Here is a 22,235-nt window from a genome sequence, read left to right as displayed (position 1 = left end):
GAGTGTCGGTTCATTGAGTGACCAGGGCAAGACGCAGGCGCAACCCGCCCGCTTCCACACCAGGGTCGAGGTGCGCTGGTCCGATATGGACGCCTTCCAGCACATCAACCATGCGCGCATGGTGACCCTGCTGGAGGAGGCTCGCATCCCCTGGTTGTTCACCGATGACCGGCCCACCGTGCGGTTACGCTCCGGCTGCGTGCTCGCGGATCTGCGCGTGCAGTACAAGGGTCAGCTGCGGCATGAGGATTCACCACTGGACGTGTCCATGTGGATCGATCGCATGCGCGCGGTCGACTTCACCGTCGGCTACGAGGTGCGGGCGGCGGGCGCGGACCCGGCCTCCCCGCCCGCGGTGATCGCCTCCACCCAGCTCGCCGCCTTCGATATCGACACCCAGCGACTACGCCGCCTCGACCCCGCGGAACGGGATTATCTGTCGCTGTGGCTGGCCGACTGAGCCGCACCACAGTGACGTTCGGCGAACACACCCTGCACGTGCCGGATCCCGCGGAACGCGAGAATCTGGCCGCCTTCATCACCCATGCGGTGCGATTGGATCCGGGCGCGGTCATTCGGCTGCGCCGGCGCGGGGATCGCTATGTCTCCGCCTGGGCCGGAACCGGTTTCGAGGCGCTGGCGGTGCGCACGCTGGTGGCCGAACTCGGCACCGACGATGTGACCGTGAGCGGTGACACCGTGCTGTCCGGGCTGCACGGGCCGGGCTCGGCGCAGCCGTTCCCGCTCGGCTACGCCATGGATTCGGCCTGGCGCAGTGCGCTGCCACCCGAATCGGGTTTCGTGCACATCGATGACATACCCGCACGCATGCTCGTCGAATTGGCCGAGCGCGGTGCGGAATTGGCGCAGGAGCACGGGTCGAGTCACGGCCCGCCCGCCTCGCTGCTGGATCAGACGGTGCTCACCGTCTCCGGCGCGGGGGAAGAGGTCGAGGTGCCCATGCGCGTCGTATTCGCCCTGGCCGCAATGGATTTCATCCCGCACGGCGGCGAGAAGACCGATTCGCGCCGCATTTCGGTCGACGAGATCGTGCGGGTGCGGGCCGCCCGCACCTGGCTGCGCCTGGACGCCCGCTACGGTTCGGTGGCGCGCCGTCGCGGTCCCGCGATTCCGCTGCTCTCGCACTGACTTTCGTGAATCCTTCGCTGCCATCGATATGCCGATGGCAGCGATAGAATTCCCGATTGGCCGGTGCCGACCGCCGTGGCTACCTTGAGCGCATGAGTGATATCGGCATCGTGACCGAATGGATCAATATCGAGGTCGATGGCGCGGTGATGGCGGCCTTCCTGGCTCGGCCGGAGGCGCCCGGTGACTATCCGGGAGTCGTTGTCGGACACGAGATCTACGGTCTGCACGATTCGGTGCTCGCCGCCGCCGAGCGCCTCGCGGCCTTCGGTGTGACGGTCCTGGTCCCGGATCTCTTCCACCCCACCGAACCTCGTGCCCACCTGGACTGGACCCCCGAAGGCCGGGAACGCGGACTGGAATTGCTGCGCACCCTCGACCGCCCGGGCGTGCTGGCCGACATCTCCGCCTGCCTCGAGGAACTGAAGCGCCGCAATGCCACCTCGGTGGGCATGGTCGGCTTCAGCGCGGGCGGCCACGTCGCCTACTACGCCGCCACCCAACTCCCGCTGAATGTCGTCGCCGCCTTCTACCCCGGCTGGCTCACCAACACCGAAATCCCGCTCTCCACACCGGAACCCACCATCGAGTCGACCGCCGGAATCACCGGCCGAGTCCTGCTGTTCTTCGGCGGCCAAGACCCCCTCATCGACGCCGAAGCCCGAGCCGAACTCGAAAAAGCCCTCTCCGACAACAACATCGACCACGAACTCATCGTCTACGAGGACGCCCCGCACGGCTTCGTCTACCCCGGCCGCGACTGGTACCGCCCCGAATACGCCGAAGACGCCTGGTCCCGACTGGTAAACCTGCTGCGCGCCTGAGTCTTTCGTCAGTGCACGCCGAGCATTCGCAGTCCCGCGGTGACAACGGCCGCCGCGAGAATCACCACCAATAGCGGCGCTCGCCGCCACGCCAGTACGGCGGCGGCGAGCACCCCCGCCGGAAGCGCCAGCCCGAAATCTCCGGACCCGGACGGCACCAGCGTGGTGACCGCCAACGCCGCCAGCAGTACTACCGAGGCGATCTCGAGCAGCTTCACGGTTCGCGGCGAGACCTTCACGCGGCTGCGCAACGCCGGTCCGGCGAATCGGAAAGCGTAGGTGCCCACGGCAAGTGCGATAACTCCGACAAGCAGTGTGCTGGTCATCTGGGCCCCTCTCGCGGGATTCGTTCCGGTGGTCGTTGACATCGGGTTCTGGGGAGCAGCTCGACTGCGAGCCGGAAAAATGCTGCGCCGCAGGGGGGTTAGGTGTGTGTGCTGCTCGATACCATTGGCGCGGAACTCATCTCGGCTTGGTCCGCGGTAGCGCGCATGTCCACATCGGTCGAGTCGACCGCCCCGGCGCGGCCTGTCATACCTGCGGTGTCGGTCGTCTCGGCGGGCATGTTCGTTCCGGGGGTATCGACCGGATCGGCGGAATCGGCCTCTCCCGCGCGCCTCACGACCAGAAGTACGGCGGTCAGTGCGAGTAGGACCGGCAGGCCCGCGCCCAGGAAGGGGGTGGAGATCGCGGCGATGGCCGCTCCGGCGAGTGCGGCGGTGCGAGTGAGTCGATCGCGCAGGGCGGGCAGTACCAGGGTGATGAGCACCGCGGGGAAGACCGCGTCCAGGCCGAAGGCGTTGGGGTTGGGGACGACCGAGCCGAGCATCGCGCCGACTGCCGCGCCCAGTGGCCAGGCGGCCAGCACCGCGAGTCCGCAGAGCCAGTAGGCGGCGCGGCGGCGGGTGCGGTCGGGCTGGGCCAGGGCCATGGCGACCGATTCGTCGTTCATGACGTGGGTGCCCACGAGCCGCCGCCAGCCGGTGCCGACGACGTCGGGCACGGATAGCCCGTAGGGCACGTGCCGGGCGTTGACCAGCAGTCCGGCCAACACGGCCGCGATCAGGCTGCCGCCCGCGGTCAGAATGCCCAGGAAGACGAATTCGGATCCGCCCGCGACCACGGCCACGCTCAGCAGCATGGGCAGCCAGGTGGGGAATCCGGCAGTCACGGCCGTAGCGCCGTAGGACACGCCGATCATGGCAACCGCCAGGCAGATCGCCGCTATCCCCGTCAGTACACCCCGATCGAGTGTTCGCCATATCGAACGCATGCCGTCTATAGTGAACGCATCTCGTTCGCTAAGTCAAAGGATTCCCGTCGCCGACGTTCGGCCATGTCGTCGTGTCCATGACCAGGCGATTTATCCGCGGTGTAGTTCGATCCGGCGTTGGAAACTCCGTCGCACCTGTACGCCGGACCCGCGTGGCCGAAGTCGTGTTCCCGGTCCCGCGCCGGTACTGTGTGAACCCGATATGACCGTGTCCGACAGCCCCTCCGCCGCGTCTCCGCAAGAGGCGATCGCCGCTGCCCTGCGCCGTGAGCGCGCCCGAGCCGGGCTCTCGCTGACCGAGGTGGCGAAGAAGGCCGGAATCGCGAAATCGACTCTCTCGCAATTGGAGTCGGGATCCGGAAATCCCAGCATCGAGACCCTGTGGGCGCTGTGCGTGGCGCTGGATATCCCGTTCTCCAGGCTGCTGGATCCGCCGCGCCCGATGGTTCAGGTGATCCGCGCGGGGGAGGGCGCGATGCTCGCCTCATCGCAGTCGGAATATCGAACGACGCTGCTGGCGGCTTCCCCGCCCAATGCGCGGCGTGATATCTACCGCATCAAGGCCGAGCCGGGGCACTCGCGTGACTCGGATCCGCACAGTCACGGCGTTGTCGAGCACATCGTGCTCGGCGGCGGGCGCGCGAAAGTCGGTCCGGCCGATGCTCCGGTGGAGCTGAATCCGGGGGACTACATCTGCTACCCCGGTGACTCACCGCATGTGTTCGAGGCGCTCGAGCCCGGCACCTGGGCACTGCTGGTCAGCGAATACAGCTGAATCGGGTGGGCGTCTGTGTCAGGCGGCGCCTTCGCCGAGGTACTGCAGCCAGGTTGGGTCCAATTCCGAACTGGCGGTGAGTAGTCGCCAATGCGGACCCTTGGGGGACACCAGTTGATGGTGCAGCGTCCAGCCCAATTCGCTGAGCAGTTTGTCGGCCTTGCGGTGATTGCAGGGGGCGCAGGAGGCCACGCAGTTCTCCCACGAGTGCGCGCCGCCGCGGCTGCGCGGGATCACGTGGTCGATGGTCTCGGCCTTGCCGCCGCAGTACGCGCAGCGGTATCGATCTCGGTGCATGAGCGCGGCGCGGGTCATGGGCACCCGGGCGCGATAGGGGACGTGCACGTAGGTGCGTAGTCGAATCACCGAGGGGAGCGCCACCGAGGTGCCGGCGGAATGTACGACCGGACCTTCGGGATTGTCGTGAACGGTATGCGCCTTATCGCAGATGAGCAGTACGACGGCGCGGCGCGCGGATAGCGCGGTGAGCGGCTCATAGGTGGCGTTCAGGAGCAGAACGCGACTCTTGCTCCAGCTCAGGCCGGGAGTGACATCGGCCGGGCGATGCGCGGAATGATCATGATGCGCATCCGGATAGGAATGTTCGGACAAGATGTGCAGCGGAGTAGCCCCCGACCCACGATTGTGGACATCGGCGGGCTGGAGTTGTCGGTGCGTGCGCGCCTCGTGCCGGGCGCCGTGCCGCTGCTTCATGGGCTATACCCCGAATTCGTATTCGTCCGATGGTGTGGTAATCGGCAGACTGCCACCCAGTTGACCATGGAACGGCGCACATTGCACGGTGATTTCGCACATTGTCGGGCACAAACGGATGAACGACACATGACGGTATGAAACACCGCCCGCGACCAGCCGGTTCCCGCAAGATCATCCCGTCTCGACCCCGCCCCGGGCCGTGCGATATCGACGCGACGGGCACAATGGGGGCGTGACTTCCGGCGAGCAGACAGCGACCTCCTTCTATGAGGCGGTCGGCGGGGCAGCGACCTTCGAGCGGATCGTTGCCGCTTTCTACCGGGAGGTGGCAGCCGATGAGGTGCTGCGCCCGCTCTACCCCGAAGAGGATCTCGGGCCCGCCGAGCGTCGATTGCGGATGTTCCTGGAGCAGTACTGGGGTGGCCCGCGCACCTACGGTGAAGAGCGCGGACATCCGCGTTTGCGGATGCGGCACCACCCGTTCAAGGTCGGGCCGATCGAGCGTGACGCCTGGCTGCGCGCCATGCATATCGCAGTCGCCGAGATCGAGCCCGCACTGCTCGACGACGCCCACCGCAAACAGCTGCTCGACTACTTCGAGATGGCCGCCAATTCGCTCATGAACTCGCCCATCTGAATTCATGCCGCAGAAGTTGTAGGCCCCCAGAGCCTTTCCGGTTCCACGGCTCGCCCGCTGATCATTTGCTGAATCTGGACAAGTGTCGTCGTCACCCCCTCGAGTGTCGGCGGGCTGAGGCACCATTACGGCTGTGACCGACAACTTCGCCGCCGTGCCCGGCGCTGTTCCTTCCGCCGTGCCGGATGCGCTGTTTCCGCAGCCGCCGTGGTGGCGATCCGCGGTGTTCTATCAGGTGTATCCGCGCTCGTTCGCGGACTCCGACGGTGACGGCGTCGGTGACCTGCGCGGATTGCGCGACAAGATGGGCTATCTGGAGTTGCTGGGGGTGGACGCGCTGTGGATCTGCCCGGTCATGCGCTCGCCCATGGCCGATGGCGGTTACGACGTCTCCGATCCGCGCGATATCGATCCGCTGTTCGGCGGGCTGGCCGCGCTGGACGATCTGATCGATGAGGCGCACCACCGGCATATCCGGGTCACCATGGATCTGGTGCCCAACCACACCAGCGATCAGCATCACTGGTTCCGCGCGGCGCTGGCGTCCGCGCCGGGGAGTCCCGAGCGCGCCCGCTACTGGTTCCGGGACGGGCGCGGGCCGGATGGCAGTGTGCCGCCGAATAATTGGCCCGGTATCTTCGGCGGCCCGGCCTGGACCCGCGTCATCGAGGCCGATGGCAGACCCGGGCAGTGGTATCTGCATCTGTTCGCGCCGGAACAGCCGGATCTGAATTGGGAGAATCCGGAGGTGGCAGCGGATTTCGAGCAGACCATCCGGTTCTGGCTGAATCGCGGCGTCGACGGATTCCGTATCGACGTCGCGCACGGAATGGCCAAACCCGCTGGTCTACCCGATATGGAACTGCCCACCCGGCCCATCGGCGATGACCATTTGGTGGTGCACGACGATGATGATCCGCGCTTCAACAATCCGGGCGTGCACGAGATTCACCGCCGCCTGCGCCGGGTTATGGACGAATATCCGAACGCGGTGTCCATCGGTGAGGTGTGGGTCGACGACAACATCAGATTCGGCGAATACGTCCGTCCCGATGAGCTACATCTGGCATTCAATTTCCGATTAGCGGAGACGCCGTTCCATCCCGACAGAATCCGTGACGCCGTGGACAATTCGCTGCGCGCGGTCGCCGCGGTCGGTGCGAGTCCGACCTGGACGCTGTCCAATCACGATGTCGAGCGCGAGGTCAGCCGGTACGGCGGCGGGGCGCTGGGGCAGGCGCGGGCGCGGGCCATGATCATGCTGGAGTTGGCGCTGCCGGGCAGCGTATTCATCTACAACGGTGCGGAATTGGGTCTGCCCAATGTCGACGATCTGCCCGAGGAGGCGCTGCAGGATCCGACCTGGGAGCGTTCCGGGCATACCCAGCGCGGGCGGGACGGCTGCCGGGTGCCGCTGCCCTGGGAGGGGGAGCGGCCGCCGTTCGGATTCACCTCGGGGACGCCGTGGTTGCCGATGCCACCGCAGTGGTCGGGGGTGACGGTGGAAAAACAGTTGGAGCGTTTGGACTCCATGCTGTCGCTGTATCGGATGGCGATCGAATTGCGGGCCGAGCGAAAGGAATTCATCGGGCCCGGACTGGAGTGGTACGGAAGTCCGCCCGGTTGCTTGGCATTTCGGCGTGAAGGCGGACTGCTGTGTGTGCTCAATGCCACAGATGCGGCGATTAGTCTGCCCGCGGGTGAGGTGTTGCTGACGAGCGCTCCGATTAGCGCTGGAAAACTTCCGGCAAACTCGACTGCGTGGCTTGTTTGAGCGGAATCACGACGACACGTGCGCGCACACGCTCACCGGTCGGTCGCGACGATCCGGGCATCGATTACCGTTGGGCTGTGAGCATTCTCCAGACAGTGCTGATCTACGTCGGCATCCCGCTTGCGATCTATTTGGTGATCGCCGGATTGTCGTTCCTCGGTAAGCCGCTGCCCGGCAAGAAGCCGGACCACTTCGCGCTGGGCGCCAAGTGGACCCAGCCTCCCGTGCTGTGGAGCGCGACGGACGAGGTGACCGGTTCCGGTCATCACGACAATGCTGAGTCATCGCATGGCAACCATGCTGCTATCGAATCCGCCGCGGCGGACCTGATCGGAGGCCGGGCAAGTGGCAAGTTCTAATTGGCCCGCTGTGAACGAGGCCGAGCTACCGCACGGCTACGCCGTCACCGTCAGCGGGCGCGTCTCCGGCGTGCACGAGGCCGGCGATGTGTTCAGCGAGGTGCCGTTCACCGATCACGAGCGCCTGCTCATGGATAACGCGCTCACCGATGCCACCCGCGCCACCAAGGTGCGGTTCAACATCTTCATCGGTGATCTCGGCGCGGATTCCGGCGCCGGCGCGGACGCGGTCTTCCCCGGTACCCCCGAGGCGGCTCGCTCGGTGCTGATCGCCGTCGACCCGAACGCCCGCGCCGTCGAGGTCCGCTCCGGCCGCGATGTCGCCGAGCGCGCCAACGATCGCGTCTGCCAGCTCGGTTCCACCGCCGCCCAGAGTTCCTTCCGCCAGGGCGATCTCATCGACGGCCTGGTCTCCGCGGTGCGCGTCATGGCCGCCGCCATCGGCCGCGTCTGACATTCGCACCGGCGTCGCGAATACGCGCGACGCCGGAACCTTTCGCACCCCTTCCGTCTCCGCGCCCCGGCACGCCCGGTGCCCGCAGAGGGAAGGGGTGCGCTGCCGTAAAGCCCCGTCATCCCGGCGCGCTTTTGGCCGGGATCCACACCCCGGCCGCATTTCCTTCTGCTCAGAGCAGAACGAAGCGCGCCACGGGGCCGCGCCGACTTACGCTCGGACCATGTCCGAGCTGCCGCGTCTCCATTCCATCCCCGGCGGACTTGCCGAGCGGTCCGAAGCACCACGCCCGCAAGCCGTCGGCGAGACGCGCGGTGAACTGACTCGTCCGGCGTTGCAACCGGTCGCCGGTGACCCCGGGAAACGTCCCGAATCCCGCCGCCCGAACGAGCAGCCCCGTGCCCTGCGCGCGGTCCGCGAACCGCTCTGGCGCGAAGTGCTCGGCGCGGAACTGCGGGCCATGCGTCAGGCGAACGGCGAGAAGCTCGTCGAAACGGCTGGGCGCGCGGGCATCTCGCCGCAGTACCTCTCCGAGGTGGAGCGCGGCCGCAAGGAACCCTCCAGCGAAATGATCGCCGCCCTGGCCGGTGCCCTCGGCACCGACCTCATCGGCCTCACCGAACAGGTAGCCAACGCCCTGCGCCGCCAGCGTCTGGCCGCGATCCCCGCCACCCCGCGTCCCGCGCCGGTCCAGCGTCCGACTGCTCAGGCATACAACGCCTTGCTCCTGGCCGCCTGACCCGCCGCCGGATACCGCCGACAATCTCGACTTCGGTGGGAGGCAGGGGTATTCGATCGGGAGCGGCCAAGTGGTCAAAGCGTCTCTATCGCCGGTTCTGCCTTCGCTCGCCACTCCGGCGGATCTCGGTGACCTCGTGGCAGTCTGCTTCGCCGTCCTCGGGCGCGCGGCGTGCCCCGTGCTCCGCTGGTGACTCGCGGAGCACGGGGCTACACCGCTTCCTCATCGCGCCCGGTGGGCGGTGAAATCAGGCTCGGGGGTCCAGGATTCGGTCCACGAGGCCGTAGGCGAGGGCGGCTTCGGGGGTGAAGACGCGGTCGCGGTCGGTATCGCGGCGGAGGGTTTCCAGGGGTTGGCCGGTGTGCAGGGAGAGGATGTCCTCGACCTGGCCACGCAGGCGCACCACTTCGTCGGCCTGGATGATGAGGTCGGGGATGGTGCCGCGGCCGCTGATCGCGGGCTGGTGCAGGACCACGCGGGCATGCGGGAGCATGGTGCGCATACCCTTCGCCCCGCCCGACAGCAGTACCGCGCCGACCGCGATCGCCTGTCCCACACAGGTTGTCGCGACGGGAGCCGAGATGTGCTGCATGGTGTCGTAGACCGCGAGCATGGCGGTCAGGTCGCCGCCCTCGCAGTTGACGTACAGGTTGATCTCCTGGCCCGGACTGTCGGCCTCGAGGTGCAGGAGTTGGGCGATCAGTGCGTTGGCGACGCCGGAATCTATTGGGGTGCCCAGGTATACGATGCGCTCGGCCAGTAGATGCGAGTAGACGTCCATGATGCGCTCGCCGCGCGGATGCTGGGCGATCACATTGGGGATGGTGTAGCTGCTCATGCCGAGATTCCCATCTTCTGCTTCTGCGGGATGATCTGCCAGAAGGATTCGACGATCTCGTCGATGAACCCGTACTCCTTGGCCTGGGTCGCGGTGAACCACCGATCGTGCAGCGAGTCCTCGTAGATCTGGTCGAACGGCTGCCCGGTGTCCTGTGCGATCAGCCCGAGCACGGTCTGCACGGTGTAGCGCAGATCATCGGCCTGCACCTCCACCTCGACCGCGCTGCCGCCGATACCGGCCGACCCCTGATGCATGAGGATCCGCGCGTGCGGCAGCGCGAACCGCTTCCCGGGGGTCCCCGAAGACAGCAGGAATTGCCCTGCACTGCAAGCCAATCCGAGCGCCAGCGTGGAAACATCACACGGCACCAGCCGCATCACATCCCGGATGGCGAGCATCGCGGGCACCGACCCGCCCGGCGAATGAATCCACAGCGAGATCCCCGTCTCGGGATCCTCCGCCGCCAGCTGCAACAACTGCGTCATCAACAGCGACCCGTTGTCATCATCGAGCCCACCGTCCAGCACCAGAATCCGCTTGGCGAAGAGCTGTTCCCGTGTGCGCCAGTTGAACATCGGCGTCTTCTCGTCCTGTGCCATGACTCCACGGTGCCGCACCGGCACCGCGATTTCCGCCGGTGCTGCCCACAGCGGATCCGCTCACAGCAGCGTGGGCGCCTGCGTGCCCCGAAAAGCCCGCAGCCCCTCTCGCGCGAGGCGAAAGGGGCTGCGGGACTTCGGTTTACGGGCTAGACGCGGTCGAAGGCGCGGGCGCGCAACGAGCGCTCGATGCCTGCCTTGCCTTCCACCACGAGGCGGCGCAGGGCGGGCGGGAGGTCGCCGGAGAGGAACTTGTCGGCGACCGCTACGGCCTCGTCCGAAATGGCCCAGTGCGGGTAGAGGCCGACCACTACGGTTTGCGCGACTTCGCTGGAGCGACGGTCCCAGACCGACGGGATCTCGGCGAAATAGCGTTCGACGTAGGGGGTCAGCAGGTGGGCCTGGCCCACCGGGGCGAAGCCCGCGACGATGGCTCGGGCGGTGATGTTCGGGACCGAGTCGTCGTCCATGACCGTGGCCCAGGCTTGTGCCTTGACCGGGATCTGAGGGCGGGCGGTGGCTGCCGCGGCGGCTTGGCGGCGGCCCGCGGCGGTGTCGTCGCGGGCGAGTTCGCCGTCGATGACCGGGGTTTCGGTGCCGTCGTTGTCGATGTCACCGGCGGCGGCGAGGGCCTGGATGAGTCGCCAGCGCAGGTCGGTGTCGACCACGAGACCGGGCAGTCCGGCGGCGGCATCGCCTTCGAGGACCTGACGCAGCGCCTCGATGTGGCGGACCGAGAGGTGCGCGCCGGTGAGGGCGTTCACGAAGGCCAGCTGATAATCCGAACCCGCCTCGGCGGCCCGTGCCAGCGACAGCAGGCGGTCGGCGAACTCCGGCCAGCCGGTGTCGGTGGCCCAGTTCGGGTCGGCGTAGGAGGAGATCGCGGTGTGCGCCTGCATGAGAAGGCGTTGCACCACACCGATTTCGGTCTCCGAGCCGACGCCGCGCTGCACCAGCGCCACGAAATCGCGGGCCCGCATCTCGGCCTGCCGGGTCATCTCCCAGGCGGCCGACCAGGCCAGCGTGCGCGGCAGCGGTTCGGCGATATCGGCGATGCGATCGACCACGGTCTCCAGCGAGCCGGAGTCCAGCCGCACCGAGCAGTAGGTGAGGTCGTCGTCATTGACCAGCACCAGCTTGCCCTGCGCGACACCGATCAGCTCGGGCACCTCGGTGCGCTCGGCCGGATCGATATCGAGCTCGACGCGCTTGGTGCGCACCAGCTTTCCGTCCTGATCGTCGTACACGCCGATGGCCAAGCGATGCGTGCGCCGCTCACCCGCGCCCGGCTCCGCGCCGTCCTGGATGACGGTGAACGAGCTGTACTTGCCGTCCGCGTCGACGGCGAACTCGGGCCGCAGGATATTCAGGCCGGTGGTCTTGAGCCACTGCGCGCCCCAATCCGACAGGTCGCGCCCGGACGCCTTCTCCAGCGCGCCCACCAGATCGTCGAAAGTGGCGTTGCCGTAGGCGTGTTCGGTGAAGTAGTCGCGCAGACCCGCCAGGAACGGCTCCTGCCCGACGTACGCCACCAACTGCTTGAGCACCGAAGCGCCCTTGGCATAGGTGATTCCGTCGAAGTTCACCTCGACCGCGTGCAGATCCGGGATGTCCGCGGCGATGGGGTGTGTGGAGGGCAGCTGATCCTGCCGGTACGCCCAGGACTTCTCCACATTCGCGAAAGTTGTCCAGGCATTGGTGTATTCGGTCGCGCTCACCTGGCACAGCACCGAGGCGAAGGTGGCGAACGATTCGTTCAACCACAGGTCGTCCCACCACTTCATGGTGACCAGATCGCCGAACCACATGTGCGCCATCTCGTGCAGCACGGTCTCGCAGCGGCGCTCGTACGAAGCGCGAGTCACCTTGGAGCGGAACACATAATCTTCCAGGAAGGTGACCGCGCCCGCGTTCTCCATTGCGCCCGCGTTGAATTCGGGCACGAACAGCTGGTCGTACTTGCCGAAGGCATAGGGCACACCGAAATTGGTGTGATAGAAGCCGAAGCCCTGCTTGGTTTCGGTGAAAAGCCGTTCGTGGTCCATGAATTCGGCGAGCGAGGCGCGGCAGTAGATGCCCAGCGGGATATCACCGTGCTCGTCGACGAAGGTGTCTGTCCACTTCGCGTACGGTCCGGCGATGAGCGCCACCAGGTAGGTGCTCATGCGCGGGGTGGTGTCGAAGGTGTGCTCGACGACCGCGCCGATGCTCTTGGTCGAGGTGGTCGCACCGTTGGAGATGACCTCCCAGTCCGCGGGCGCGGTGACGATGACGTCGTAGGTGGCCTTGAGGTCCGGCTGGTCGAAGCACGCGAACATGCGCTTGGCATCGGCGGTTTCGAACTGCGAGTACAGGTACACCTTGTTATCGGTGGGGTCGACGAAGCGGTGCAGGCCCTCGCCGGTGTGCGAGTACTCGGCATCGGCCTCGACGACCAGTTCATTGCGCGCGGCCAGCCCCGTCAGGGTCAGGCCCTTGGATTCGTCGTAATCGCTCACATCGACCGCGACGCCGTTCAGCACGGCCGAGCGCACGCCCGCGCCGACGAAGTCGATGAAGGTGCTCGCGCCCGGCGTCGCCGTGAATGTCACCGTGGAACGCGAGAAGAACAGGTCACTGGTCGCCGCTTCGGCGCTGGTGGGCTGCCCGGTCAGGTCCAGTTCGACGCGGTAGTTATCCACCTGGACCGTCGCGGCGCGCTCGATCGCCTGCTCGCGGGTGAGATTCGGTGCGGACAAGGGTGCTCCTTCGCTCTCGCAAGTGCTGCGGGCGGCGCTGCCCGCCGTAAAGCCAACGTGCCCACAATGCCATGTCGGCGCAGCGCATGGCAGGCGCATGCCTCGTCCCGGCGGGTGCGTAGGAGACAGGAGCGCCTCGGTAGGCTGTGCGGCGGCAGCGATCCAGTCTGAGGAGGACAAAGTTGAAGCACATTCACGCCGGTAAGGTGCGCGACCTGTACGAGGACGGCGATTCGCTGATCCTGGTCGCATCCGACCGGGTGTCGGTGTACGACGTGGTGCTGCCCACCCCGATTCCGGACAAGGGTGCGATGCTCACCCAGCTGTCGAACTGGTGGTTCGGGTTCTTCGACAGCATTCCCAATCACATCGTCTCCACCACCGATGTGCCCGCGGAGTTCGCCGGGCGCGGGGTGCGGGTCAAACCGCTGAAGATGCTGAAGGTCGAATGCGTCGCGCGCGGGTATCTCACCGGCGGCGGGCTGGCCGAATACAAGCGCAGCGGCACCGTATCCGGTATCGCGCTGCCGCCGGGGCTGGTGGACGGCGACAAGCTGCCCGAACCGCTCTTCACCCCGTCGTCGAAGGCCGATGAGGGGCACGATGAGCCCATCTCGTTCGCCGATGTGATCAACCAGGAGGGCGAGGAGGTCGCGAACAAGCTCCGCGACCTGACCCTGGAGATCTATTCGCGCGGTGCGACGCACGCCGCCGAGCGCGGTGTGATCATCGCCGACACCAAGGTCGAATTCGGCTGGGACGGTGACGTTCTCACCCTCGGCGATGAAGTGCTCACCTCCGATTCCTCCCGTTTCTGGCCCGCCGACGAGTACGCGCCCGGCCGCCCCCAGGCGTCGTTCGACAAGCAGTACGTGCGCGACTGGTCCACCGGCACCGGCTGGAACAAGGAGTACCCGGGCCCCGAGCTCCCCGCCGAGGTCGTCGAGGTCACCCGCCAGAAGTACATGCAGGCTTACGAACTCATCACCGGCACACCCTGGGTGAGCAGCGCCGAGTAGGTCAGGCCGGGACGCGGTCGGCTGCCAGGAAGTCCGAAACGTGTTCCGCGGCTTTGCGTTCGAAGTCGGCGAAGTGGGCTTCGCGGGCCGCGCCCTGGACCGCGTCGCCGATTTCGAGTTTGCCCTCGGCGTCCAGACGCTGGGGGCGTTCCTCGGCGTCGGGCAGGACCACGGTGCGGGAGTCGGAGACACCACAGTAGTACGCGATCGCGCCGCTGAGCTGGGTGTCGAGCATGGTCTGGATGGCCGGGATGATCATGTCGTCGGCGGTCGCGCCGGCCAGGCCGAGCCACAGCATGCGCTTGCCCGCGAGTTTCGGCTTACTGCGGCCGTAGGCGAAACCGTAGTTCCAGACGCGGTCGACCCAGCCTTTGAGCAGGGCGGGCGCGTAACCCCAGTAGATGGGGAAGACGGGGATTATCAAGTCGGCGGCCAGGATTCGGCGCATATGGTCTTCGACCTCGGGGGAGTAGGTCTTGTCGCGGTCGTTCCAGTCGGGCTGATCCGCGGTGTTCATGCGCGGGTCGAAACCCTCGGCGGTCAGGTCGAGCAGGTCGACCGCGTATCCGGCGTCCTCGAGCTGGGTCGCGGTGCGGCGGGCGATATGCGCGGTCAGCGAATCGGCGCGATGATGTGAGACGACGATGAGAGCTGTACGACTATCGTTGTGCGACAAGGGAATTCCTCCTGATCGAGCGGTGGTCGTGCGGTGCTGCATTCAGTACACCGGTTGCGGCGTGGACGATCCATGGGTGATCCACTCCGATCGATAGGAATTCGTCTACGCTCGAAGCGTGGACCCCTTGAGTCAGCTGTTGAGCGGAATTCGCGCCGAAGGGTCGGTCGTCACGCACGCGGTGCTCACCGCGCCCTGGACTATTCGCTTCACCGACGGCGCGCCCATGACCATGATCACCGTGCTGCGCGGCGGCGGCACCCTGGTGCTGGCGGACGGCACCCGGCAGTGCCTCGCCGCCGATGACACCGTCATCGTGCGGGGTCCCGAACCGTTCCACTTCACCGATCGCCCCGAATCACTCGGCGTACCGCATACCGAGTACGAGATCGCCTGCTTCACCGAAGTGGATTGCACCGCAGCGGATTTGAGCGGAATCAACTGGGGAGAGGACTCCGGGGAGGCGACCGCCCTGCTGGTCGGCGCGTACCGCGCCTCCTCGCGCCGCCACGAACGCCTGGTGCGTGCCCTGCCGCCCGCGCTGGTCATCCACGAGGACGCCGAGATCTGCCCATGGATGGAAGCGGTCGCCACCGAGGCGGTCAGCCACAGCGCGGGCTCGCAGGCCATGATGGACCGCCTGCTGGACTGGGGCCTGGTGTGCACCCTGCGCAGCTGGTTCGAACAGGCCGGGGCCGACGCGCCCGGCTGGTATCGCGGCGTCGAGGATCCCCTGGTCGCCCCCGCCCTGGAGGCGATCCACGCGCGCCCCGGCCTGCCCTGGACGGTGGCTTCGCTGGCTGCCCAGGCGGGCGTTTCCCGCGCGCTGTTCGCCAAACGCTTCACCGCGATCATGGGCACCCCGCCCCTGGCCTACCTCACCGAACTCCGCATGGAGGAGGCCGAAGAACTGCTCACCGCAACCGATCTCACCGTCGCCCAGATAGCCAGATCCCTCGGCTACGCCGACGCCTTCGGCTTCAGCGCCGCCTTCAAACGCCACCGCGGCCTGAGCCCCACCGGCTTCCGCGCCGCCGCCTGACCGCCGCGATCAGTGCTGCTCGCGCAGCAGTGCCGCTCTGAGTGTCAGGTAGTTGCGTTCGGGGGTGCTGGTGGTGCGTCCGGCGGCGGCCGTGTACGCGGTGATCGCCGCCGTGTAATCGCCTGCCATTTCATGGAAGTGGCCGCGTACGGCGTCGAGCCGGTGCGAACCCTTCAGCGGCGCTTCGAGAGTCGCGGCGAGTTCCAGTCCGGCCTGCGGACCGTCGACCATTGCCAAGGCCACCGCGCGATTCAGTGTCACCATGGGGTTGGGCGCGATGCGTTCGAGTCTGTTGTACAGCGCCAGGATTCGATCCCATTCGGTGTCCTCGGCCCGTCGCGCCTGCGCGTGCAGCGCGGCGATGGCGGCCTGGATCTGATACGGCCCGGTCAACCTGCCCGCCAGTGTGGCTGTGATGAGCCGGACGCCCTCGGTGATGGTCGCGCGCTCCCACCGCCCGCGATCCTGTTCGGCCAGCGGAATCAGCTCACCGTGCGCCCCGGATCTGGCGGCCCGCCGCGAATCGGTCAGCAGCAGTAGCGCCAAGAGTCCGGTGACCTCGGAATCATCCGGCAGCAGCCGATGCAGCGCACGGGCGAGCCGAATCGCTTCCGCGGAAAGGTCATTGCGCCGCAGCTCGGTCCCGGTACTGGTGTGGCCCTCGGTGAAGATCAGATAGAGCACCTGCAACACCGTGCCCACCCGGGCCCGCCATTGCTGTGGGTAACCGGATTCCCCTGTCTCCGAGCTGCTTTCGCCGGACTCGAAGGGCCGATCCACCGCTGCCAGCCGCTTCTTGGCCCGCGAGATCCGCTGCGCCATAGTCGATTCCGGCAGCAGGAAGGCGCGGGCGATCTCCTCGGTGGAGAGCCCGCCGACGGCGCGCAGCGTCAAAGCGATGGCGCTGGCCGGGGACAGTACGGGATGGCAGCACAGGAAGAACAGCGTCAGCGTGTCATCCCGCTCATCCACGGCGTCGGAGAGTTCAGCTGCGGCGGGCACTTCGCGCAGCATGGTCGCGGTTTCGCGATTGCGCCGCGCCACTTCGGCGCGCACGGTGTCGACGAGCCTGCGGGCCGCGACCTGGATCAGCCAGCCGCGCGGATTATCCGGAGTGCCCTCGTCGGGCCACTGGGTGGCGGCCGCCAGCATGGCCTCCTGCAGGGCGTCCTCGGCGGTGTCGAAATCCCCGTAGCGCCGGGTCAGCACCCCGAGGACCTGCGGGGCGAGTGTGCGCAGCAGGTCCTCGACCTCATAGGTGGTGGAGCCCATCGAACCAGGTCACAGATCGCTGGTGGGTGCGCTCATCACCGCGCGCACCTCGATGTATTCGCCGATCGGCTTACCGCCCGGGCCGGGTCCGGCCGAGGCCAGGGCCGCGATCTCCAGTGCCCGTTCCCGGCTGTCGACGTCGATGAGGTAGTACCCGGCGAGGAATTCCTTGGTCTCCGGGAACGGCCCGTCGGTGATCACCGCGGCGGACCGACCGTCCGAGCTGACCAGCACCGCGTCATCGGGTCCGGTCAGCCCCTGCGCGTCCACCAGTTCGCCGGACTTGGCGAGCTCCTCGCCCAGCGCACGCTGAAAATCGATGTGCGCCTTGATTTCCTCGGGCGTCCACTCGTTGATCGGCGTATCGCAGTGCGCATTGGCCCCGTAGGTCTTGAGCAGCATGTACTTCATGGTCGACTCCTATGTTCGGTGCGCCGGGCGGGCGCGTTCACGGACAGGTCGGAGCCCGGGCCGCGAATTCGACATGGTCGCTCGAACGCGCCGGGTGACGGTCGTCACAGCGGAATCGAGGTGTCGGCCAGCCGGTCCGGATCGACCGCCTCGCCGCCCAGGATCAATTCCTTGATCCGGTCGCCCGCATCCCAGATATTCACGTTCATCCCGGCGAGCACCCGATTCCCGGAGTCCAGCCAGAAGGCGATGAATTCGCGTTTGCCGAGATCGCCGCGCACCACCACGCGCGCGGTCTGCTTGGCGGTCGCATAACCGGTGTACTCCATGCCGAGGTCGTATTGATCGGTGAAGAAGTACGGCAGCCGGTCGTATACCGCGTCCTTGCCGAGCATGGTCGCCGCCGCCACCGCGGGCTGATTGAGCGCATTTGCCCAGTGCTCCACCCGAATTCGGCGTTCCAGCACCGGATGCTGTTGATCGGCGATGTCCCCGACGGCGACGATATCGGGATCGCTGGTGGCCAGGCTCTCATCCACCAGCACGCCCTCGCCGGTGGCCAGTCCGGCATCGACGGCGAGTTCGATATTGGGTCGCGCGCCCACCGCGATCAGCACCGCGTCGGCGGGGATGGCGGTGTCATCGGCGAGGCGGACCCCGGTCGCGCGCCCGTCGGCGACGGTGATCTCGGCGACCTTGGTCGCCACGCGCAGATCGACGCCGTGCTCGCGATGCAGATCCGCGAAAACCTGTCCCATCTCCGGCCCGAGCGCGGTCTGCAATGGCACGTCCAGCGATTCCAGCACCGTCACCTCCAGCCCGGCATTGCGGGCGGCGGCGGTGACTTCGAGGCCGATCCAGCCCGCCCCGATCACCACGAGTCGCCTGGCGGCACCGAACATTTCGAGGATCGCCTCGGAGTCCTCGGCGGTGCGCAGCGTGTACACCCCGGCCGCATCGGCTCCCGGTATCGGCAGCTTGCGCGGCCGGGATCCGGTGGCCAGCGCCAGTTTGTCGTAGGTGATCGTCGTATGATCCGGCAGCGTAATGGTTTTCGTCGCCCGATCGACCCCTGTCACGGTGGTGCCGAGCAGTACCTCGACGTGATGATCGCGATACCACTGCGACTGTTCCACGATCGCGTCCGCGGGTGTTTTCTTACCCAGCAGGCAGTCCTTGGACAGCGGCGGTCGCTCGTACGGTAATCGCTCCTCCGCGCAGACGAGGGTGATCGTCCCGTCGAAATCATTGGCGCGCAAGGCCGCCGCGAGCTTGGCCGCTGCCAGCCCACCACCTGCGATGACAAACCTGGATGCCGTGGTCATGTGTGACCTTCCTGCGCCGCCCATCCGCGGCTGCCGACGACGAAGGCTGATATTCCGACCCTAACCCGCAGAACATGCCGCTCGGCGGAAATATCGGTAAGAAGGTGCATTGTTGCCCATAGTGGCGGCCATGCCCGGCCGACGAATGCGAAAGGGATTACTCGTGAGTGACACCAACAAGGACCGGGTCGACTTCTGGTTCGATCCGCTGTGCCCGTGGTGCTGGATCACCTCCCGCTGGATCCTCGAGGTCGAGCAGGTCCGCGATATCGACGTGAACTTCCATGTCATGAGCCTGTCGGTGCTCAACGAGGGCCGCGACGGCCTGCCGGAGCAGTACAAGGAATTGCTCGCGACCGGGTGGGGCCCGGTGCGCGTGGCCATCGCCGCCGCCGCGAAGAACGGTGACGAGGTGCTGCCCGCGCTCTACACCGCGATGGGCACCCGCCTGCACAATCGCCGCGCCGAATACGAGACGGACGGCCCGCGCGAGGACCTGCTCACCAAGGTGATCGCGGAATCGCTGGCCGAGGTTGGCCTGCCCGCCGAGCTGGCCGAGGCGGCCACCAGCACCGAATACGACGAGGCGCTGCGCGTCTCGCACCACGCCGGTATGGACAAGGTCGGCCCGGATGTCGGCACGCCGACCATCCACATCAACGGGGTCGCCTTCTTCGGGCCGGTGCTGTCGCGGATTCCGCGCGGCGAGGTCGCGGGCAAGGTGTGGGACGGCGCGGTCGCGCTGGCGTCCTACCCGCACTTCTTCGAGATCAAGCGCACCCGCACCGAGGATCCGCAGTTCGACTGATTTTCGCATCGGGCCGCCGGAATACGAAGGGCCCGCCGGAAACGGCGGGCCCTTGGCGTCGCTACTGCTCGAAATAGGTTGTGGCGGAACCATATCCGGCCGGTGGCGGCTGCTGCTGCGGATAGCCGCCGTACGGTGCGGGCGGTTGTGCGAGCGCGGGCGGGGCGGGGCGCAGGAACAACTTGCCGTGTCTACTGCGATCGCGCAGTGCCCACATGCGCCAGGTCAGCACCGGATGGCTGGACAGCGCGTTCACCACCCAGACGAAGAAACCCTTCTCCTGCGGTGCGCGATCGGCCATCTCGTCGAATCCGACAATGGCATTGAGGTATTTGCCGCCCGCGAGCGTCTGCATCGCGCCGGGCGCGCCCAGATGCCGATTGCAGTAGCCGTGATTATCAGCCGTGTACTCCTGTGCGCGAATCAGCGAATTGCCCAGGATCGGCAGGAACGGTCCCAGGAACATGCCCAGCTGCCGCCAATAGGAGACATGCCCCGCCGCGATATGCCCGACCTCGTGGCCGATGATGAACGCCAAAGCGTCGGGTTGCCGTGCCGCACCGCCGATTTCGAACAGATCGCTGTACACCACCACGTAGCGGCGGAAACCGTGACCGGAGGCGAACGCGTTGATCTGACCATTGCCGAGCACCACGTACGCGTCCGGAACCGTCTGCATTCCGAAACGCGCGGCGGCCTCCTGCACCATCCGATAACCCTCGGGGAACTGCGTCGGCGACATTTTCACGCCGTTCACCCGCTGCGTCGCGTAATTCACACCGCGGCCGAACCACAGCAGCGGCGGCGCGAACGTGAACAGCAGCACATATTGATTCAGGCTGCCGGTCAGCAACAGCAGCAGCGCGAACATATACGCGAGCACGGTCAGCACCACCACGACCGCCAGCAGCGGAATCTCCCAGCTGTGCCGGGCGGGCATACCGAATGGGGACAGCCCGCGGGTCGGCTGATGCGGGGGGACCTGCGGCGGTGAATAGCCGGGCTGGGCAACCCATCCCGGCGGGCCGACCTGCGGATTCCATCCGGTCATCCCCGTGACCGGATTCCACCCCGGATGGCTCCCCGTGACCGGATTCCCCTGCTCGGCGTTCGGCGGCTGCGACTGATCGTCGGACGTCATGAGCAAACTCTATGCGGACGGGGGAGCCGGGCGCAGGAACAGCTTCCCGTGACGGCTGCGATCACGCAGCGCCCACATCCGCCAGGTGTTCACCGGATGACTGGCCTGCAAGTTGGTGAGCCAGACGAAGAATCCGGTTTCGGTGAAGGCGCGGTCCGCCATTTCGTCGAATCCGACCATCACACCGAGGTATTTGCCCGCGGACAGCGTGGTCATCGCGCCGGACGCGCCCAAGAAGCAATAGCTGTAGCCGTGATTATCGGCCGTGTACTCCTGCGCGCGGCTCAGCGCCGGACCGAGCACGGGCACGAATTGCATGAGTATGGTGCCGAATTGCCGCCAATACGAGGTGTGGCCCGCCGCGATATGACCGACCTCGTGACCGATCACGAAGGCCAGCGCCTCGGGTTGCCGTGCCGCACCGCCGATTTCGAACAGATCGCTGTTGACGACCACGAAACGCCGGAAACCGTGACCGGCCGCGAAAGCATTGAGTTGCCCATTGCCGAGCACCACGTAGGCATCCGGGACCTTCTTCATACCGAATCGCGTCGCCGCCTCCTGCACCATGCGATACGCGTCCGGGAATTGCGTCGGCGACATCTTCACCCCCGACACCCGCGCCGCACCCCACTGCGAACCGCGCAGGAACCACACCAGAATCGGCGCGAACGCCAGAATCGACAGGTACAGATTGTCGGTACCGCGGCTCACCGCGAAAACCGCGTAGGGATAGGCGAATACGGTCAGCACCACGACCAGCACCAGCAGCGGAATCTCCCAGCTGTGCCGGGCGGGCAACCCGAACGGGGACAGCCCGCGCGTCTGCGGATCCATCGGCATGCGCGGCGGCAGCTGTTGCGGGCGCGTCTCATCCGGCGCGACCGGACCCCAGCCGGGCGGGCCGGTGGCCGGATCCCAGCCGGTCATCCCCGATACGGGATTCCAGGCCGGGCCGTTGACCGTGGTCCGGGCGGTCAAAGCGGGCATTCGTTCTTGGCGGTCATCGGACGGCATGGCGCACCTTCGCATCGGAGGCCGGAAAGTTGGCACCTGTTATTCGCGCTCCCGCTCACCCACCGTTAATGGCGGATCGGCGCTCCTGAGAGAATCCCTGCCATGCGCGTATACCTGGGTGCCGATCACGCCGGCTTCGAACTGAAGAACCACGTCAAGTCCCACCTGGAGGGCCAGGGCCACGAGGTCGTCGACTGCGGCGCCCTCGAGTACGACGCCCTCGACGACTACCCGGCCTTCTGCATCGAGGCCGCCCGCCGCACCGTCGCCGATCCCGGCAGCCTCGGCCTGGTCTTCGGCGGCTCCGGCAATGGCGAGCAGATCGCCGCCAACAAGGTCCCCGGCGCCCGCTGCGCCCTGGCCTGGAGCGTGGAAACCGCTCAGCTCGCCCGCCAGCACAACAACGCCCAGCTGATCGGCGTCGGCGGCCGCATGCACAGCACCGAGGAAGCCCTCGCCATCGTCGACGCCTTCCTGGCCGCCGAATGGTCCGATGAGGCCCGGCACCAGCGCCGCATCGACATCCTCGCCGAATACGAGAAGACCGGCGTCGCCCCCGCCGTTCCCGCGTACTGAGTTCCGCCACCCCGGAATAGGCCACGCCGCCGCGAACTCTCGTTCGCGGCGGCATTCCTGTTTTCCTCC

General features: G+C 66.9%; 25 protein-coding genes. 13 read left to right on the top strand and 12 right to left on the bottom strand.

What is annotated here, in order from left to right; translation table 11 throughout:
• The first annotated feature begins 13 nt into the window (after positions 1–13).
• From ACFC4D_RS35625 to ACFC4D_RS35615, 3 genes are all read left to right on the top strand, one after another.
• Entirely contained in the window at positions 14–460 is a 447-nt protein-coding gene (locus ACFC4D_RS35625; RefSeq protein WP_375955372.1) for an acyl-CoA thioesterase, read from the top strand.
• Complete coding sequence (locus ACFC4D_RS35620; RefSeq protein WP_376069942.1) at positions 445–1,149, top strand: hypothetical protein; 705 nt, start codon at positions 445–447, stop codon at positions 1,147–1,149. The genes ACFC4D_RS35625 and ACFC4D_RS35620 overlap by 16 nt, the downstream gene beginning before the upstream one ends.
• Positions 1,150–1,241: 92 nt before the next feature.
• On the top strand, positions 1,242–1,973 hold the full coding sequence (locus tag ACFC4D_RS35615) for a dienelactone hydrolase family protein (protein WP_376069940.1): 732 nt from the start codon (positions 1,242–1,244) through the stop codon (positions 1,971–1,973).
• A gap of 8 nt (positions 1,974–1,981) precedes the next feature.
• Here ACFC4D_RS35615 and ACFC4D_RS35610 read toward each other — a convergent pair whose 3' ends face one another.
• Entirely contained in the window at positions 1,982–2,299 is a 318-nt protein-coding gene (locus ACFC4D_RS35610; RefSeq protein ID WP_375955367.1) for an AzlD domain-containing protein, read from the bottom strand.
• A gap of 98 nt (positions 2,300–2,397) precedes the next feature.
• Positions 2,398–3,246 (bottom strand): AzlC family ABC transporter permease, encoded by an 849-nt coding sequence (locus ACFC4D_RS35605; protein WP_376069939.1) that lies wholly within the window; start codon positions 3,244–3,246, stop codon positions 2,398–2,400.
• A 202-nt stretch (positions 3,247–3,448) separates the two neighbouring features.
• Between ACFC4D_RS35605 and ACFC4D_RS35600 the strand changes: the two genes are divergently transcribed.
• Positions 3,449–4,021: an XRE family transcriptional regulator gene (locus tag ACFC4D_RS35600; RefSeq protein WP_364629400.1), complete on the top strand. Its 573-nt coding sequence runs from the start codon at positions 3,449–3,451 to the stop codon at positions 4,019–4,021.
• A gap of 18 nt (positions 4,022–4,039) precedes the next feature.
• Here ACFC4D_RS35600 and ACFC4D_RS35595 read toward each other — a convergent pair whose 3' ends face one another.
• Entirely contained in the window at positions 4,040–4,735 is a 696-nt protein-coding gene (locus ACFC4D_RS35595; protein WP_364629402.1) for an HNH endonuclease, read from the bottom strand.
• Between the two features lie 235 nt (positions 4,736–4,970).
• Here ACFC4D_RS35595 and ACFC4D_RS35590 point away from each other — a divergent pair, with 235 nt between their 5' ends.
• From ACFC4D_RS35590 to ACFC4D_RS35570, 5 genes are all read left to right on the top strand, one after another.
• Positions 4,971–5,375, top strand: a complete 405-nt coding sequence (locus ACFC4D_RS35590; RefSeq protein ID WP_375955363.1) for a globin — start codon at positions 4,971–4,973, stop codon at positions 5,373–5,375.
• Positions 5,376–5,553: 178 nt separating this feature from the next.
• The gene (locus ACFC4D_RS35585; protein WP_375956084.1) at positions 5,554–7,149 is read left to right on the top strand and encodes a glycoside hydrolase family 13 protein; all 1,596 of its coding nucleotides are present in this window, start codon (positions 5,554–5,556) and stop codon (positions 7,147–7,149) included.
• Positions 7,150–7,226: 77 nt separating this feature from the next.
• A complete protein-coding gene (locus tag ACFC4D_RS35580; protein WP_364629408.1) occupies positions 7,227–7,508 on the top strand; it encodes a hypothetical protein in 282 nt (93 codons plus the stop codon).
• The gene (locus tag ACFC4D_RS35575; RefSeq protein ID WP_375955361.1) at positions 7,495–7,962 is read left to right on the top strand and encodes a DUF5130 domain-containing protein; all 468 of its coding nucleotides are present in this window, start codon (positions 7,495–7,497) and stop codon (positions 7,960–7,962) included. Before ACFC4D_RS35580 ends, ACFC4D_RS35575 begins: the two co-directional genes overlap by 14 nt.
• Before the next feature lie 403 nt (positions 7,963–8,365).
• A complete protein-coding gene (locus ACFC4D_RS35570) occupies positions 8,366–8,701 on the top strand; it encodes a helix-turn-helix transcriptional regulator (protein ID WP_364632717.1) in 336 nt (111 codons plus the stop codon).
• 247 nt (positions 8,702–8,948) lie between these two features.
• Here ACFC4D_RS35570 and ACFC4D_RS35565 read toward each other — a convergent pair whose 3' ends face one another.
• The 3 genes from ACFC4D_RS35565 to pepN form a co-directional block, all read right to left on the bottom strand.
• On the bottom strand, positions 8,949–9,539 hold the full coding sequence (locus tag ACFC4D_RS35565; protein ID WP_364629414.1) for an ATP-dependent Clp protease proteolytic subunit: 591 nt from the start codon (positions 9,537–9,539) through the stop codon (positions 8,949–8,951).
• The gene (locus ACFC4D_RS35560; RefSeq protein WP_364629417.1) at positions 9,536–10,141 is read right to left on the bottom strand and encodes an ATP-dependent Clp protease proteolytic subunit; all 606 of its coding nucleotides are present in this window, start codon (positions 10,139–10,141) and stop codon (positions 9,536–9,538) included. Before ACFC4D_RS35560 ends, ACFC4D_RS35565 begins: the two co-directional genes overlap by 4 nt.
• Positions 10,142–10,290: 149 nt before the next feature.
• Positions 10,291–12,879, bottom strand: a complete 2,589-nt coding sequence (pepN, locus tag ACFC4D_RS35555; protein WP_376069936.1) for an aminopeptidase N — start codon at positions 12,877–12,879, stop codon at positions 10,291–10,293.
• Between the two features lie 182 nt (positions 12,880–13,061).
• On the opposite strand from pepN, the gene ACFC4D_RS35550 reads away from it, so the two are divergent.
• Positions 13,062–13,898, top strand: coding sequence for a phosphoribosylaminoimidazolesuccinocarboxamide synthase (locus ACFC4D_RS35550; RefSeq protein WP_376069934.1), 837 nt, complete (start codon positions 13,062–13,064; stop codon positions 13,896–13,898).
• 1 nt (position 13,899) lies between these two features.
• Here ACFC4D_RS35550 and ACFC4D_RS35545 read toward each other — a convergent pair whose 3' ends face one another.
• Positions 13,900–14,574: an NAD(P)H oxidoreductase gene (locus ACFC4D_RS35545; protein WP_376069932.1), complete on the bottom strand. Its 675-nt coding sequence runs from the start codon at positions 14,572–14,574 to the stop codon at positions 13,900–13,902.
• Between the two features lie 118 nt (positions 14,575–14,692).
• Between ACFC4D_RS35545 and ACFC4D_RS35540 the strand changes: the two genes are divergently transcribed.
• Complete coding sequence (locus ACFC4D_RS35540) at positions 14,693–15,616, top strand: AraC family transcriptional regulator (RefSeq protein ID WP_376069930.1); 924 nt, start codon at positions 14,693–14,695, stop codon at positions 15,614–15,616.
• A gap of 9 nt (positions 15,617–15,625) precedes the next feature.
• On the opposite strand, the gene ACFC4D_RS35535 is transcribed toward ACFC4D_RS35540, so the two are convergent.
• The 3 genes from ACFC4D_RS35535 to ACFC4D_RS35525 form a co-directional block, all read right to left on the bottom strand.
• Entirely contained in the window at positions 15,626–16,888 is a 1,263-nt protein-coding gene (locus tag ACFC4D_RS35535) for an RNA polymerase sigma factor (protein WP_376069927.1), read from the bottom strand.
• A gap of 9 nt (positions 16,889–16,897) precedes the next feature.
• Positions 16,898–17,299 carry a YciI family protein gene (locus ACFC4D_RS35530; RefSeq protein WP_376069924.1) on the bottom strand — a complete coding sequence of 134 codons (402 nt, stop codon included), beginning with the start codon at positions 17,297–17,299 and terminating at the stop codon, positions 16,898–16,900.
• A 104-nt stretch (positions 17,300–17,403) separates the two neighbouring features.
• Positions 17,404–18,624 (bottom strand): NAD(P)/FAD-dependent oxidoreductase, encoded by a 1,221-nt coding sequence (locus ACFC4D_RS35525; RefSeq protein ID WP_376069921.1) that lies wholly within the window; start codon positions 18,622–18,624, stop codon positions 17,404–17,406.
• A gap of 163 nt (positions 18,625–18,787) precedes the next feature.
• Between ACFC4D_RS35525 and ACFC4D_RS35520 the strand changes: the two genes are divergently transcribed.
• Positions 18,788–19,432, top strand: a complete 645-nt coding sequence (locus tag ACFC4D_RS35520) for a DsbA family protein (RefSeq protein ID WP_375955345.1) — start codon at positions 18,788–18,790, stop codon at positions 19,430–19,432.
• A gap of 61 nt (positions 19,433–19,493) precedes the next feature.
• Here the strand turns inward: ACFC4D_RS35520 and ACFC4D_RS35515 are convergent, their stop codons facing one another.
• Positions 19,494–20,483 (bottom strand): M48 family metallopeptidase, encoded by a 990-nt coding sequence (locus ACFC4D_RS35515; RefSeq protein WP_376070400.1) that lies wholly within the window; start codon positions 20,481–20,483, stop codon positions 19,494–19,496.
• A gap of 99 nt (positions 20,484–20,582) precedes the next feature.
• Positions 20,583–21,503, bottom strand: coding sequence for a M48 family metallopeptidase (locus ACFC4D_RS35510; protein ID WP_376070397.1), 921 nt, complete (start codon positions 21,501–21,503; stop codon positions 20,583–20,585).
• Positions 21,504–21,692: 189 nt separating this feature from the next.
• Between ACFC4D_RS35510 and ACFC4D_RS35505 the strand changes: the two genes are divergently transcribed.
• Entirely contained in the window at positions 21,693–22,166 is a 474-nt protein-coding gene (locus ACFC4D_RS35505) for a ribose-5-phosphate isomerase (protein ID WP_364629447.1), read from the top strand.
• Positions 22,167–22,235: the final 69 nt, after the last annotated feature.

The sequence above is a fragment of the Nocardia sp. NPDC056000 genome, assembly GCF_042269265.1.
Classification (GTDB): domain Bacteria; phylum Actinomycetota; class Actinomycetes; order Mycobacteriales; family Mycobacteriaceae; genus Nocardia.
Note: the sequence above shows the minus strand (reverse complement) of the source record. Positions and strands in the feature narration are given on the sequence as shown.

What these genes read in the sequence shown, in the direction of transcription:
- ACFC4D_RS35605 (WP_376069939.1), bottom strand. Translation starts at nt 3,246, where the DNA reads ATGCGTTCGATATGGCGAACACTCGATCGGGGTGTACTGACGGGGATA.
- ACFC4D_RS35515 (WP_376070400.1), bottom strand. Translation starts at nt 20,483, where the DNA reads ATGACCGGATGGAATCCGCAGGTCGGCCCGCCGGGATGGGTTGCCCAG.
- ACFC4D_RS35610 (WP_375955367.1), bottom strand. Translation starts at nt 2,299, where the DNA reads ATGACCAGCACACTGCTTGTCGGAGTTATCGCACTTGCCGTGGGCACC.
- ACFC4D_RS35615 (WP_376069940.1), top strand. Translation starts at nt 1,242, where the DNA reads ATGAGTGATATCGGCATCGTGACCGAATGGATCAATATCGAGGTCGAT.
- ACFC4D_RS35510 (WP_376070397.1), bottom strand. Translation starts at nt 21,503, where the DNA reads ATGACCGGCTGGGATCCGGCCACCGGCCCGCCCGGCTGGGGTCCGGTC.
- ACFC4D_RS35600 (WP_364629400.1), top strand. Translation starts at nt 3,449, where the DNA reads ATGACCGTGTCCGACAGCCCCTCCGCCGCGTCTCCGCAAGAGGCGATC.
- ACFC4D_RS35525 (WP_376069921.1), bottom strand. Translation starts at nt 18,624, where the DNA reads ATGACCACGGCATCCAGGTTTGTCATCGCAGGTGGTGGGCTGGCAGCG.
- ACFC4D_RS35595 (WP_364629402.1), bottom strand. Translation starts at nt 4,735, where the DNA reads ATGAAGCAGCGGCACGGCGCCCGGCACGAGGCGCGCACGCACCGACAA.
- ACFC4D_RS35565 (WP_364629414.1), bottom strand. Translation starts at nt 9,539, where the DNA reads ATGAGCAGCTACACCATCCCCAATGTGATCGCCCAGCATCCGCGCGGC.
- ACFC4D_RS35530 (WP_376069924.1), bottom strand. Translation starts at nt 17,299, where the DNA reads ATGAAGTACATGCTGCTCAAGACCTACGGGGCCAATGCGCACTGCGAT.
- ACFC4D_RS35535 (WP_376069927.1), bottom strand. Translation starts at nt 16,888, where the DNA reads ATGGGCTCCACCACCTATGAGGTCGAGGACCTGCTGCGCACACTCGCC.
- ACFC4D_RS35505 (WP_364629447.1), top strand. Translation starts at nt 21,693, where the DNA reads ATGCGCGTATACCTGGGTGCCGATCACGCCGGCTTCGAACTGAAGAAC.
- ACFC4D_RS35560 (WP_364629417.1), bottom strand. Translation starts at nt 10,141, where the DNA reads ATGGCACAGGACGAGAAGACGCCGATGTTCAACTGGCGCACACGGGAA.